13 protein-coding genes are annotated in these 12,334 nt (G+C 73.6%); 6 read left to right on the top strand and 7 right to left on the bottom strand.

Translation table 11 applies throughout. From position 1 onward, the window contains the following. Positions 1 to 10: 10 nt before the first annotated feature. The gene (locus ABZ693_RS15470; protein ID WP_359876657.1) at positions 11 to 526 is read right to left on the bottom strand and encodes a type III secretion system chaperone family protein; all 516 of its coding nucleotides are present in this window, start codon (positions 524 to 526) and stop codon (positions 11 to 13) included. Further along, the gene (mshA, locus tag ABZ693_RS15465; protein ID WP_359876655.1) at positions 519 to 1,895 is read right to left on the bottom strand and encodes a D-inositol-3-phosphate glycosyltransferase; all 1,377 of its coding nucleotides are present in this window, start codon (positions 1,893 to 1,895) and stop codon (positions 519 to 521) included. The genes ABZ693_RS15470 and mshA overlap by 8 nt, the downstream gene beginning before the upstream one ends. Positions 1,896 to 2,305: 410 nt before the next feature. On the opposite strand from mshA, the gene ABZ693_RS15460 reads away from it, so the two are divergent. The 3 genes from ABZ693_RS15460 to ABZ693_RS15450 all read left to right on the top strand — a co-directional run bounded on the left by ABZ693_RS15460 (position 2,306) and on the right by ABZ693_RS15450 (position 6,145). After that, positions 2,306 to 3,127 (top strand): class I SAM-dependent methyltransferase, encoded by an 822-nt coding sequence (locus ABZ693_RS15460; protein WP_359876653.1) that lies wholly within the window; start codon positions 2,306 to 2,308, stop codon positions 3,125 to 3,127. 363 nt (positions 3,128 to 3,490) lie between these two features. Continuing rightward, a complete protein-coding gene (locus tag ABZ693_RS15455) occupies positions 3,491 to 4,555 on the top strand; it encodes a C40 family peptidase (protein ID WP_359876651.1) in 1,065 nt (354 codons plus the stop codon). 270 nt (positions 4,556 to 4,825) lie between these two features. After that, positions 4,826 to 6,145 carry a PP2C family protein-serine/threonine phosphatase gene (locus ABZ693_RS15450; RefSeq protein WP_359876649.1) on the top strand — a complete coding sequence of 440 codons (1,320 nt, stop codon included), beginning with the start codon at positions 4,826 to 4,828 and terminating at the stop codon, positions 6,143 to 6,145. A gap of 63 nt (positions 6,146 to 6,208) precedes the next feature. Here the strand turns inward: ABZ693_RS15450 and ABZ693_RS15445 are convergent, their stop codons facing one another. The 3 genes from ABZ693_RS15445 to ABZ693_RS15435 all read right to left on the bottom strand — a co-directional run bounded on the left by ABZ693_RS15445 (position 6,209) and on the right by ABZ693_RS15435 (position 7,744). Next, on the bottom strand, positions 6,209 to 6,565 hold the full coding sequence (locus ABZ693_RS15445; RefSeq protein WP_359876734.1) for a DUF2516 family protein: 357 nt from the start codon (positions 6,563 to 6,565) through the stop codon (positions 6,209 to 6,211). 167 nt (positions 6,566 to 6,732) lie between these two features. Beyond that, positions 6,733 to 7,299, bottom strand: a complete 567-nt coding sequence (locus tag ABZ693_RS15440) for a hypothetical protein (protein ID WP_359876648.1) — start codon at positions 7,297 to 7,299, stop codon at positions 6,733 to 6,735. Positions 7,300 to 7,354: 55 nt separating this feature from the next. Further along, a complete protein-coding gene (locus ABZ693_RS15435) occupies positions 7,355 to 7,744 on the bottom strand; it encodes a helix-turn-helix domain-containing protein (protein WP_359876647.1) in 390 nt (129 codons plus the stop codon). A gap of 275 nt (positions 7,745 to 8,019) precedes the next feature. Between ABZ693_RS15435 and ABZ693_RS15430 the strand changes: the two genes are divergently transcribed. Continuing rightward, the gene (locus ABZ693_RS15430) at positions 8,020 to 8,931 is read left to right on the top strand and encodes an aminoglycoside phosphotransferase family protein (RefSeq protein WP_359876646.1); all 912 of its coding nucleotides are present in this window, start codon (positions 8,020 to 8,022) and stop codon (positions 8,929 to 8,931) included. A gap of 42 nt (positions 8,932 to 8,973) precedes the next feature. Here the strand turns inward: ABZ693_RS15430 and ABZ693_RS15425 are convergent, their stop codons facing one another. Together ABZ693_RS15425 and ABZ693_RS15420 are read right to left on the bottom strand one after the other, a co-directional pair. Then, entirely contained in the window at positions 8,974 to 9,372 is a 399-nt protein-coding gene (locus ABZ693_RS15425) for a winged helix-turn-helix domain-containing protein (protein WP_359876644.1), read from the bottom strand. Continuing rightward, positions 9,369 to 9,785 (bottom strand): hypothetical protein, encoded by a 417-nt coding sequence (locus tag ABZ693_RS15420; RefSeq protein ID WP_359876642.1) that lies wholly within the window; start codon positions 9,783 to 9,785, stop codon positions 9,369 to 9,371. Before ABZ693_RS15420 ends, ABZ693_RS15425 begins: the two co-directional genes overlap by 4 nt. A gap of 285 nt (positions 9,786 to 10,070) precedes the next feature. Between ABZ693_RS15420 and ABZ693_RS15415 the strand changes: the two genes are divergently transcribed. Both ABZ693_RS15415 and ABZ693_RS15410 read left to right on the top strand, forming a co-directional pair. Beyond that, positions 10,071 to 11,363, top strand: coding sequence for an NAD(P)/FAD-dependent oxidoreductase (locus tag ABZ693_RS15415; protein ID WP_359876640.1), 1,293 nt, complete (start codon positions 10,071 to 10,073; stop codon positions 11,361 to 11,363). Positions 11,364 to 11,395: 32 nt separating this feature from the next. Next, positions 11,396 to 12,286 (top strand): RNA polymerase sigma-70 factor, encoded by an 891-nt coding sequence (locus ABZ693_RS15410; protein WP_359876638.1) that lies wholly within the window; start codon positions 11,396 to 11,398, stop codon positions 12,284 to 12,286. Positions 12,287 to 12,334: the final 48 nt, after the last annotated feature.

Raw genomic sequence — 12,334 nt, 5'->3', positions numbered from 1 at the left:
CCGGCGGGCGTCAGCTCGCCGGCTTGCCCGTCAGGTTGCGGAAGGCGTCGAGGTTGCGGGTCGACTCGCCGCGCGACACCCGCCACTCGTACTCCCGCCGGATCGCCGTCGCGAACCCCATCTCCAGCAGCGTGTTGAAGTCGCCGTCCGCCGCCTCCAGGACCGAGCCGAGGAGCCGGTCCAGTTCCTCCGGGGTGACGGCGGTCAGCGGCAGCTTGCCGGCCAGGTAGATGTCGCCGAGCCGGTCGATCGCGTAACCGACGCCGTAGAGCTTGAGGTTGCGTTCGAGCAGCCAGCGGTGGACGCCGGCCTCGTTCTCGTCCGGATGGCGGACGACGAAGGCGTTGAGGGAGAGGGAGTGCCGGCCGGCGCGCAGCGACAGTGTCGTGAAGAGCTTGTGCGTGCCCGGGAGCCGTACGACGTAGGAGCCCGGTTCGGGGGACTCCCACTCCAGTTCCGCGTCCTTGAACGCGTCCTCGATGATCCGCCGGATCCGCTGGACGCCCTCGGTGTCGACCTCAGCCATGGTGCGAGCGTACGCGACGGCGCAGCTCGCGGTGTTCCCGGTGATCACGCAGCCGGTGGTCGTGGATCGCGGCCGTGTACACGTCCGCCGTCCGGCCCGCCGCCGCGTCCCAGCCGAAGGAGCCGGCGTGCCGGGCCGCCGCCTCGCCCATCCGGGCGGACAGTTCCGGCTCGGCCGCGAACCGGGCGAGCATCCTGGCATAGTCCACGGGATCGTGGCCCCGCACGAGGAAGCCGGAGACCTCGTCCCGTACGGCCACGGGCAGACCGCCCACCGCCGCCGCGATCACCGGGGTGCCGGCCGCCTGCGCCTCGATGGCGACCAGGCCGAAGGACTCGCTGTAGGAGGGGACGACGAGCACGCTGGCGGCGCGGAACCAGTCCGCGAGCCGGTCCTGCCCGACCGGCGGCTGGAACCGTACGACATCGCATATGCCCAGCTTGGCGGCGAGCTTCTGCAGCTCCTCCGGCTTGGCGAGACCGCTGCCGCTCGGCCCGCCGACCACCGGCACCACCATCCGCGAACGCAGCGACGGATCGCGTTCCAGCAGGAGCGCGACGGCGTGCAGCAGGATGTCCGGGGCCTTGAGCGGCTGGATACGTCCCGCGAAGGCGGGGATGAAGGCGTCCTGGGGCAGGCCGAGGCGGGCGCGGGCGGCGGCCCGGCCGTCGGCGGGGCGGAACCGCTCCAGGTTGACGCCCGGGTGGACGACGGCGATACGGGCCGGATCGGCGTCGTAGAAGCGGGCGAGTTCGCCGGCCTCCTCCGAGGTGTTGGCGATCAGCCGGTCGGCCGCCGTGACGATCTGGGTCTCGCCGATCACGCGGGCGGGGGGCTCGGGCGTGTCCCCCTCCGCGAGCGCCGCGTTCTTGACCTTGGCCATGGTGTGCATGGTGTGGACGAGCGGGACGCCCCAGCGCTCGGCGGCGAGCCAGCCGACGTGGCCGGAGAGCCAGTAGTGGGAGTGCACCAGGTCGTAGTGGCCGTGCCGGTGGCCCGCCCAGGCCTGCATCACGCCGTGCGTGAACGCGCACAGCTGGGCCGGCAGCTCCTCCTTCGCCAGGCCCTCGTACGGGCCGGCGTCGACGTGCCGGACGAGGACGCCGGGTGCCAGCTCGACGACCGGGGCGAGGCCGCCGGCGGTGGCCCGGGTGAAGATCTCGACCTCGACGTTGATCGCGGCGAGCCGCTTGGCCAGTTCGACGATGTAGACGTTCATGCCGCCCGCGTCGCCGGTGCCCGGCTGGTGCAGGGGGGAGGTGTGCACGCTGAGCATGGCCACGCGCCGGGGCCCGCGCTGCCGGCCGGGGAGCCGGAGCCGGGACGGCGCCGCCAGGGTGCCGGCGAACCGGGACACGTACTGGCTCACGTCGGCGATCCTTCCGCTGTCGGGCTGTGTCGGTCTGGACGGACTGTCCGGCCGGGCCGTCCGGCGGGACGGGCCTGGTCGGGTCGGGCCTGGTTGGGCCTGGTCGGGCCTGGTCGGGCCTGAGCCGTCTGCCTGGCCGGGCGGGCTGTCCGGCAGGCCGGTCGGGCGGGCCGGGCCGTCTCGCCGGTCGGGCTGTGGCGCTGTCGGGGCGACGGGCCGGTCCGGCCGCCCTGGCGGGGCGGCGGGTCGGCGTGGGCGCGGGGCACACCGGGCGGCGAGACGGCGCGCCCACCAGCACCGACAACACGCGCGTGGCGCGCTTTCATTTCCGCCGCCTCGGGCGCTTTGCCAATTCATTACCCGAGGGGTGTGGGGACGGTCACAGCGGACTCACCCCGTACGCTCGTTCCATGGCTCCGCGCACCACTCTTCCCCAGAGCTCCTCCTGGGGGCGCCCCCAGGGCACCGTCACCCGCGGGACCACCAACCCCAACCGCCTCCGCCGCCAGGACCGCTGGATCGCCGCCGTCCACGGCCCGGCGCTGCGCCGCTCCGGCCCGCCCCCGCTCGCCGTCGACCTCGGCTACGGCGCCGCGCCCTGGACCGCCGTCGAGCTGCTGACCCGGCTGCGCACCGCCGACCCCCGCACCCGGGTGGTCGGCATCGAGATCGAGCCGGCCCGGGTCGCCGCCGCGCAGCCGTACGCGCGCGAGGGCCTGGAATTCCGTCACGGCGGCTTCGAGGTGCCTGTGGCCGGCGAGGTCGCGCTGATCCGGGCCGCGAACGTGCTGCGCCAGTACGACGAGGCGCGGGTCGCGGACGTCTGGGCGCGGCTGTGCGCCCGGCTCTCACCGGAGGGGCTGCTGGTGGAGGGGACCTGCGACGAGATCGGCCGGCGGCACGTATGGGTCGCGCTCGACCGGACCGGGCCGCGGACGGTCACCTTCGCCACCCGGCTCGGCTCCCTGGACCGGCCCTCCGACCTGGCGGAACGCCTGCCCAAGGCGCTCATCCACCGCAACGTGCCGGGCGAGCCGGTGCACGCCTTCCTGCGGGACTTCGACCGGGCGTGGGCGGCGGCCGCCCCGTACGCCTCGTACGGAGCCCGGCAGCGCTGGATCCGCACCGTACGGGATCTGGCGGCGGACTGGCCGGTGACGGACGGGCCGCGGCGGTGGCGGCAGGGCGAGATCACGGTGCGGTGGGAGGCGCTGGCTCCGGTCGGACGCTGACGCGCGCGGAGGAGCCGGCTCCGGCCGGCACGTACGCGCGCGTGAAACGCGCACAGGAGAGACACGCGCGGGAGAGACGCGCGCGGGAGCTGAGGCGGGTGCGTATATGTACGCGCGCGTGGGGGCGCGCGCCAGGACGTATCGAAGCGCGCGGGAACGCACCGTGCGCCGCACTCGTCTCTCCAGGGGGAAGTGACCCGGCACGCCCTGACTCCCCCTGTTGCTTTCGGGGCACTCATGGCACTATCGCCAAAGGTCATGACCAAGTTACTGACGGTAAATCAGATCGCTTGTGATCGGACCGCCGGCCGGACGCACGACCAGACCAGAAACGGGTGCCGTCGCGCGCCTGAGGGGGAGCCAGTGAACCGACACCGCCATGCCCTTGCCGCGTTCACCGTGGCCTGTGCCCTGACCGTGCTGGCCTCGCCCGCCCTCGCCGTCCAGGCGTCCGCCGCCCCGCTCCGCCCGCTGCCCGAGCCGCCGTCGCTGCCGGCGAAGTCCCTGGAGGAGGTCCGCCAGGAGATCGACGGCCTCTACCGGGAAGCGGCCGCCGCCACCGACGCGTACAACCTCGCCGAGGAGCGCGCCAAGCAGCAGTCCGGCGAGATCGTGCGGCTGGCCCGGATGATCGAGGACGGCGAGAAGCGGATCGACGGCCTGAAGGCGCAGGCGGGTGCCGCGGCCCGCGCCCAGTACCGCAACGGCGGGCTGCCGGACGGTGCCCAGCTGGTCCTCACCAGCGACCCGGAGCTCTTCCTCGACCACGCGGGCCGGCTGAAGGAGAGCCAGAAGGCCACCAAGGACATGATCGCCGAGCTGACCCGTACGCAGGCCGAACTGACCACGTACTCCAAGGAAGCCGGCGACAACTGGACCAAGCTGGAGGCCGGCCGGGTCAAGCAGGCCCAGGCGAAGAAGGAGATCAACGCCAAGATCGACGCGGCGGAGAAGCTGGAGTCCCGGCTCGCCGCCGACGAGCGCGCCCGGCTGCTGCAGCTGGAGCGGCAGGAGCAGGACCGGGCGCAGACCGCCTGGGTCGGCTCCGGCGTCCTCGCCGGCCTGAGCGGCCGGACCAGCGAGCAGGGCAAGCGCGCGGTCGAGTTCGCCACGGCGCAGATCGGCAAGCCGTACGTGTGGGGGGCCGAGGGCCCGGGCTCGTACGACTGCTCGGGGCTGACCCAGTCCGCCTGGACGGCCGCCGGACGCACGATCCCGCGCACCTCGCAGGAGCAGTGGCGGCTGCTGCCGCGCATCGACATCAAGGACATGCGGCCCGGCGACCTGATCGTCTACTTCAAGGACGCGAGCCACATCGGGATGTACGTGGGCAACGGCTCGATCGTGCACGCGCCGCGTCCCGGCCGGAACGTCACCCTCGCGGGCGCGGGCTCGATGGAGATCCTCGGCGTCGTCCGCCCCGGCTGATCCGCCGGAAGCGATCCGCCGGGAGCGATCCGCCGAGCGCCCCTGGGTACGGGCGGCGACGCGGCGGACGGTGGGCGGCGGACGGCTTCGCGAGTGACGTTTGTCATCGCCCGCCGCCGCCCCGGAGGCCTCTGTGCGGCGACTACCTCCCCCTCCGTGGCATATGCCATACGGCCCAGGCGGTTCCCGGCCCGTTCGCCGTTCCTCTGCGGCGGGCGGGCCCGCTAGGGTCGGTCCCCGGCCCTCGGGGGAGGGAAGGAAACCAGACCGATGCCCGTACCCGTACCGCGCCAGAGGACCGAGCCTCTCGCGGCACCCGGAACTCCCGGCGCCGCCGGCGACCTCACGCTCCTGGTCGTCGAGGACGACCCGGCGGGCGCCCTCGCCGTACCCGAATTGCTCGACGCGGCCGGCACCCGGGTGCGTATCCGCACCGCCCGCAACCTCACCGAGGCCGAGCGGCTGCTCACCGACGACGTGCACTGCGTCCTGGTCGACCTCGCCCTGCCCGCCCCGCGCGCGGGCGACGGCGACGACCCGCTCGCACCGCTCCGGCACATCCTGCGGCTCGCGCCGCGGCACGCCGTCCTCGCCCTCGCCGCGTCCGCGGACGCGGAACTCGCGGCCGAGGCGGTCCGTGTCGGCGCCCAGGACCACCTCTTCCGCGAGGAACTCGACGGGCGGGTCCTCAGCCGCGCCATCCGGTACGCGGTCGAGCGCAAGCGCGCCGACGTCGTCCAGGTCAAGCTCGCCGAGTCCCGGCTGCGCGCCCAGGAGAACGCCCGCCTGGAGCGCGGACTGCTCCCGACGCCCCTGCTCGACGGCTCCGACCTGCGGTTCGCCGCCCGCTACCGGCCCGGCCGGTCCCGGGCGCTGCTCGGCGGCGACTTCTACGACACCGTCCGTACCGCCGACGGCACCGTCCACGCGATGATCGGCGACGTCTGCGGCCACGGCCCCGACGAGGCCGCGCTCGGCGTGGAACTGCGGATCGCGTGGCGCGCGCTGACCTTCGCGGGCCTGTGCGGCGACGAACTCCTCTCCACCCTCCAGCAGGTCCTGGAGCACGAGCGCGAGAGCGACGAGATCTTCGCGACCCTCTGCACCCTCGACATCGCGCCCGACGGGCGGCGCGCCGGCCTGTGCCTGGCGGGCCACCCCTCGCCGCTGATCGCCCGGCACGGGCGGGCGGCGCAGCTTCTGCCGTACGAGGACGGGGGGCCGGCCCTGGGACTGCTGCCGCGCGCCCGCTGGCCGCGCCGGCAGGTGGACCTCGGGGCGGCGTGGAGCCTGCTGATGTACACGGACGGGCTGATCGAGGGCCGTTCGGCGGGCCCGGATTCGCCGCGGCTCGGCCAGGAGGGGATGGTCGACATGATCAACCGCCAGCTGGCGACCGGGCTGCGCGGCGAGGCCCTCCTGGACGCGGCCGTCACGGAGGTGCGGTCGCTCAACGGCGGCGAGCTGACGGACGACGTGGCCGTGCTGGCCCTGGAGCGGCTGGAGGTCGCGCCGGGAGGCGTGGCGGGTGCGGGGGCCGGGGTGGTCGGCCTGGATGCTCGTCCGGAATGTAACAGGGCCCGGGGATAGCACCCCGGACCCTGTGTCCTGTCGTATCGCGTATCGCTTGCGGCGTGTACGGATACGGGCCGGTCAGCGGCCGCCGTTGTAGGGACCGTACGGCCCGTCGCTGCTGGAACCGCCGCGGCGCCGGCCGCCCCCGCTGATCTCGCGGAGCGCGGGCCGCACGTCGACCATGAAGACGATGGCGGCGACGAGCCCGGCGATCTGGAACATCATCAGCATCGGCCCGAGCAGCATCGCGCCCACCAGGTTGACGGCGAGGTTGCCGCCGAGCAGGAGCAGCCAGAACTTCTTCGTCTTCTTGTCGGCGGCGCGGTAGGCGTCCTCGCGGCCGAGGGCGGCGAAGACCAGCGAGACGACCGCCATGCCCAGGAAGAGAAGCGTGGACACCAGCAACAGGGTGAGGTTGAACCGGTCCATCAACATGCTGGGCACCGCCTTGAGGGTGTCTTGAGGGTGGGAAGGGGAAAGGTCGCCTCGCCGTCAAGGTACCTCGTGGAACGCTCCGGGCACGGGTGTACGGCCCGGGCCCCGGAGCGACAGGGGTGCCGACGCGGCTGCTCCGCGCCGTGCGCCGCCTCCGCGGCGACCGCCTACTCGCCGGCCGTCTTGCTGGCCGCGGGCTTGCGCGCCGGCTCGGACTCCTCGGCCGCCGCCACCGGCTCGGTGACGGGCTCGGTGACGGGCTCCGTGACGAGTTCCGGCTCGGTGACGGGCTCGGTGACGACGACGGGCTCGGTCACCGGTTCGGTCACCGGCTCCGGCTCGACGGCGATGGCGATCTCGGTGATCTCCTCGGCGGCCTCGCCGCGCCACGTACGGACGGTCTCCTCACCGTGCGCGGCGAGCTCCTCGTACTTCTCCCGCGCCTTGACCGCGTACTCGGCGGCGACGCCGACCCCGCGCAGCGCCAGGTCCTGGGCCTGCTCGCCCAGCTTCTTCAGGTCGGTGTCGATGCCGCCGACGAGCTCGGCGAACTTCGCCTGCGCCTTCTCCTGCACCGCCTTCGGGTCCGTCTTCCGTACGGCCTCGATCCGCGCCGGCGCCTCGGCGGCCAGCTGCTCGATCAGCCCGGGCACCTTCTTGGCCTGCTGCACGGCGAGGTCGGCGGTGCCGGCGGCGAAGTAGAGGGGGGTGCGCAGTTCGTCGATGATGGCCATGGTCGTGGTCCTCCCAGAGGTTCTACGTGTCGGTGGACTGCTGCCGCGCCTGCCGCTACCGCTCGGAGGTACCGGGGGCGGTGCCGGCTGCGTCGTTCTCGGCGGCGTTCTCCTTGCGGAACGAGTCGTAGATCTGGAGCAGCACCTGCTTCTGCCGCTCGTTGATCGAGGGATCGGCCAGGATGACGGCGCGCGTCTCCAGCTCCTCCCGCTCCTTCTCGTCGAGGATCCCGGCGCGCACGTACAGCGTCTCGGCGGAGATCCGCAGGGCCTTCGCGACCTGCTGCAGCACCTCGGCGCTGGGCTTGCGCAGCCCCCGCTCGATCTGACTCAGATACGGATTCGACACGCCCGCGGCCTCGGCGAGCTGACGCAGGGACAACTGCGCGGTCCGCCGCTGTTCGCGGAGGTACTCACCGAGATTGCCGACGTTGAGCGATGCCATGCCCCGACCCTGCCACCCGGCGCTAACTATTGCAAGCAGGTGCTTGCAATAGTTCCGTCACAGGAGAGGGAGGGGGCGGAGGAGAGAGCACGACGGAGGAGCACGACGGAGGGCCGATCGGACGGACGAGCGGACGCCACCGGGGCCGCCGCGCGCGTCCTCGACCACCACCTCGACCAGCTCCCGGGCTCTCCCGGGCGGGACGCGACGCCGGCCTGAGCGGGCGGCGGAAAAGCCGTTGGCACACGTCCCACCCGGCCGCCAGACTGCCCGGCGTGACGCTTCACGAGAACGAGATCCCGGCCGACGAGACCCTGGTCCGCTCCCTGCTGAAGGCGCAGCGCCCGGAATGGGCCGAGCTGCCACTCACACCCGCGGGCGCGGGGACCGACAACACGATGTACCGGCTGGGCGACGACCTCCTCGTACGCCTTCCACGCACCGCCGACAACGGGCGGTCGCTGCGCAAGGAACAGGAATGGCTGCCCCGCCTGGCACCCTTCCTCCCCCGCCCGATCCCCGCACCCGTGCACGCCGGGACGCCCACCGACGCGTTTCCCGTGGCCTGGTCGGTCTACCGCTGGATCGACGGCGCCGAGGCCGGCCCGGACACCGTCCGGGACTGGTCCGCGTTCGGCGCCGACCTGGCGGCGTTCGTACGGGACCTCCACCGCGTCGACCTCCTGGGGGCGACCCGCGAGGACGACGGTCTCGACTGGTACCGCGGGGGCGGCCTGCGGCCGTGCGACGCGTGGATCACCACGGCCCTCGACGACTGCCGGACCAAGGCCGGCGCCACCCTCGACGTCGACACGCTGGAGCGGCTGTGGCGGGCCGGTCTCGCGCTGCCCGATCCCGCGGGGCCCCACGTGTGGCTGCACGGCGACCTCAAGCCGACCAACCTCCTGGCCCTGGACGGCGGACTGCACGCGGTCATCGACTTCGGCGGACTGTCGATCGGCTTCCCCGACGCCGAACACGCCACGATCTGGGACTTTCCCGCCGAAGCCCGCCGGGCCTACTGGGACGCCCTCGACCTCGACGACGCGACCTGGACCCGCGCCCGCGCCTGGGCGGTCGCGGTGGGCGTCAGCGGCGTCTCGTACTACTGGGACACCTTCCCCGCCTTCGTCGCCGAGTGCCGCGCCCGCCTCGACGCGATCCTGACGGACGCCGCGGCGCGCTGAGCGGCGCCCCTGACGGGCCGTCCCGCGGCAGGTCACATCGCGTCAGCTCAGCGGACCCGCGATGGCCGCGAGGGCGGCGAGGTGGCGGCGGTAGGCGGCCGTTCCCTCGCCGGTCAGGCGCAGCCAGGTGCGCGGGCGGCGGCCGATCTGGCCCTTCTCGACGGTCACCCAGCCCGCCTCCTCCAGCCGGGAGACCTGCTTGGACAGGGCGGAGTCGGTGATCTCCACGAGATCCCGTACGTAGCCGAAGTCGGCCTTCTCCGTGGCGGCGAGCGCGGCCACGATCGACAGCCGCACGGCCGAGGACAGCAGCGGGGCGAGCGCGTGGCGCGGGTGCGGCCGCGGGGCCGCTCCCGGGCCCGCCGGGGCCTCCGGGGGTCCCGGAACTCCCGAGGTTCCCGGGACCCCCGACGCCCCCGGCGTCTCCGATGCCTGTGTCATGTGGTACGTCCTTCCCGCCAGGCCGTCACGACGGCCGGCAACGCGCAGACTACGGCGGCCGCGGCCGCGAAGGCGACGCTGTCCGTGAAGACCAGGAAGCCGAGCGCGAGGGCCAGGCCGTAGGCGGCCACCCAGGCCCCGATCATCCGGAGGTGCTGCCGCGCGTAGCCCTGCGGCATCACCGGCTGCCGCACCGCGAACATGCCCAGGCTCACCGCCACCACGGCGTTCGCCCCCGAGCTGACCATCGCTCCCACCATCCCGTGCCACAGCAGCACCGCGGGCACCAGGATCAGCTGCCAGCAGGCGAACATCCACAGGTACCTGACGTACCAGCGGCTGCGCGCCCGCGCGGTCGCCTCGATCCGGGCCGCCCCCGCCAGTACCGCGGCCGCGTCCATCTGCTCAGGCATGGCACACCCCTCCCGTCGTCGCCGGGGGAATCCCCTTGTCCATCCCGGCATCTACTTTCCAAAGTAGCAAGTACTTGCCGAGGAAGATAGAGAGGGCTGCCGGCACGCGCGCGGAGGCGCTCGTCCCTACGTCACCGCAGGTCAGAGCACCTTTGGGTGACGCCACCGACACCGCCCCACCCGACACGGACTGTGAGCCGCGGCACACGCTGTCACAGGCGTCGCGGGCCCGGTGTCTTGAGGTCGACCCCCTGAAACACGCAGGGGAGGCGGAGGAGGGACACCATGACCACCGAGAACAACACCGAGAACCGCGCCGAGACCAGGGTCGTCGTGATCGGCGGTGGGTACGCGGGCGTGATGGCCGCCAACCGGCTGACCCGGGACCCGCGCGTGCGCGTCGACCTCGTGAACCCGCGCCCCGAGTTCGTCGACCGCGTCCGGCTGCACCAGCTGGCCGGCGGCACCCACGCCGCGACCGCCGACTACCGCGAGCTGCTGGCCGGCCGGGTCCGGCTCGTCGTCGGCTCCGTGACCCGGATCGACACCGCCGCCCGCGAACTGGAGCTGGCCGGTACGGACGCGCGCGAGGGCAACGGCCGAACCCAGGACCAGGGCCAGGGCCAGGGCCAGGGCCGGAAGCTCGCGTACGACTACCTCGTGTACGCGGTGGGCAGCGGCAGCGCGGACCCGGGCGTGCCGGGAGCGGCCGAGTTCGCGTACCCGCTCGCCGACCTGGAGGAGACCCACCGGCTGCGTACGGTCCTCGACGACACCCCCGACACCCGCACCGTGACCGTCGTCGGCGCCGGCCCCACCGGCATCGAGACCGCCGCCGAACTCGCCGAGCAGGGCCGCCGGGTGACCCTGGCGGCCGGCGGGGAGCTCGGCCCGTACCTCCACCCGAAGGGCCGGCGCGCCGTGGCCCGCCGCCTGGCCGCGCTCGGCGTCACCGTGCTCACCGGCCCCGGCGCGCGGGTCGCGGCCGTGTCGCGCGAGAGCGTCACGCTCGCCGACGGGCGCGAGCTGCCGAGCGCGGTGACCGTGTGGACCGTCGGCTTCGGCGTGCCGGACCTCGCCGCCCGCAGCGGGCTGCGGACCGACGCGCTCGGGCGGCTGCTCACCGACGAGACGCTGACCAGCGTCGACGACGACCGTATCGTCGCCGCCGGCGACTCGGCGGCCCCGTCAGGCCTGCCGCTGCGGATGAGCTGTCAGGCCGCGCTGCCACTGGGCGCGCACGCCGCCGACACCGTGCTGCACCGGATCGCGGGCGAGCGCGCCACGCCGATCGCGATGGGCTTCGCCGGGCAGTGCCTGAGCCTGGGGCGGAGGGCCGGGCTGTTCCAGGTCGCGCGCAAGGACGACGTCGCGCGCGGGATCCACCTCGCCGGGCGCCCCGCTGCCTCGGTCAAGGAGTATGTCTGCGCGAGCATCGTCAAGCAGCTGACGAGGGAGGGGCAGAAGCCCGGTTCGCTGACGTGGGAGTGGCTGAAGGACCCGAAGCGCGCGGAACGGCTGCGCGCGCGGACGGGCACCGCTACCGTTCCCACCGCCCCGACCGCCGCGCACAGCTGACGTCCCGCCACCACCCCCGAGAGGATTCCGTCGTGGATGCCGCCGACCCGGCGACCGAGAGCTTCGTCGCCCACCGCAACCTGCTCTTCACCGTCGCGTACGAGATGCTCGGATCGGCGGCCGATGCCGAGGACGTCCTGCAGGAGACCTGGCTGCGCTGGGCCGGCGTCGACCTGTCGGAGGTCCGCGACCAGCGCGCGTACCTGGTCCGGATCACCACCCGCCAGGCGATCAACCGGCTGCGGACGATGAGCCGCCGCAAGGAGTCGTACGTCGGCCCGTGGCTGCCCGAACCGCTGCTCACCACCCCCGACGTGGCACAGGACGTCGAACTCGCCGAGAGCGTGTCGATGGCCCTGATGCTCGTCCTGGAGACGCTGTCGCCGACGGAGCGGGCGGTGTTCGTGCTGCGCGAGGTCTTCGATGTCGGGTACGAGGAGATCGCGGCCGCCGTCGACAAGACCCCGGCCGCCGTCCGGCAGATCGCGCACCGCGCCCGCGCCCACGTCGAGGCCCGCCGCCCCCGCGAGGTCGTGCCGGCGAGCGTGACCCGCGCGGCCTTCGACTCGTTCCGCAGCGCCCTCGACACCGGCGACCTGCAGGGCCTCCTCGACGTCCTGGCCCCCGACATCGTCCTGCTCACCGACGGCGGCGGGATCAAGTCGGCGGCCCGCCGCCCGGTCCTCGGCGCGGACAAGGTGGCCCGCTTCATCCTGGGCGGCATCACCAAGTACCGGATCGTCCTCACCACCGTGCCGACCGTCGTCAACGGCAGCCCGGGCCTGGTGATGATGGTCGACGGCGAGGCCGACGGCATCCTCGCGTTCCGCTTCGAGGGCGACCGGATCTCCGGCCTCTACTTCGTCCGCAACCCCGAGAAGCTGACCCGGATCGACGAGGAGACACCCCTCTCGCTCCGGTGAACGGACGCTCCGGTGAACAGCCGCCCCGGGGCCGCCGCAACGGCCGCC

It is taken from the genome of Streptomyces laurentii (genome assembly GCF_040635425.1).
GTDB lineage: Bacteria > Actinomycetota > Actinomycetes > Streptomycetales > Streptomycetaceae > Streptomyces > Streptomyces laurentii.
Note: the sequence above shows the minus strand (reverse complement) of the source record. Positions and strands in the feature narration are given on the sequence as shown.

Bases quoted from the DNA above. Each gene is read 5' to 3' on its own strand.
- ABZ693_RS15415 (WP_359876640.1), top strand. From the start codon at position 10,071: ATGACCACCGAGAACAACACCGAGAACCGCGCCGAGACCAGGGTCGTC.
- ABZ693_RS15460 (WP_359876653.1), top strand. From the start codon at position 2,306: ATGGCTCCGCGCACCACTCTTCCCCAGAGCTCCTCCTGGGGGCGCCCC.
- ABZ693_RS15470 (WP_359876657.1), bottom strand. From the start codon at position 526: ATGGCTGAGGTCGACACCGAGGGCGTCCAGCGGATCCGGCGGATCATC.
- ABZ693_RS15440 (WP_359876648.1), bottom strand. From the start codon at position 7,299: ATGGCCATCATCGACGAACTGCGCACCCCCCTCTACTTCGCCGCCGGC.
- ABZ693_RS15420 (WP_359876642.1), bottom strand. From the start codon at position 9,785: ATGCCTGAGCAGATGGACGCGGCCGCGGTACTGGCGGGGGCGGCCCGG.
- ABZ693_RS15445 (WP_359876734.1), bottom strand. From the start codon at position 6,565: ATGTTGATGGACCGGTTCAACCTCACCCTGTTGCTGGTGTCCACGCTT.
- ABZ693_RS15425 (WP_359876644.1), bottom strand. From the start codon at position 9,372: ATGACACAGGCATCGGAGACGCCGGGGGCGTCGGGGGTCCCGGGAACC.
- ABZ693_RS15435 (WP_359876647.1), bottom strand. From the start codon at position 7,744: ATGGCATCGCTCAACGTCGGCAATCTCGGTGAGTACCTCCGCGAACAG.
- ABZ693_RS15450 (WP_359876649.1), top strand. From the start codon at position 4,826: ATGCCCGTACCCGTACCGCGCCAGAGGACCGAGCCTCTCGCGGCACCC.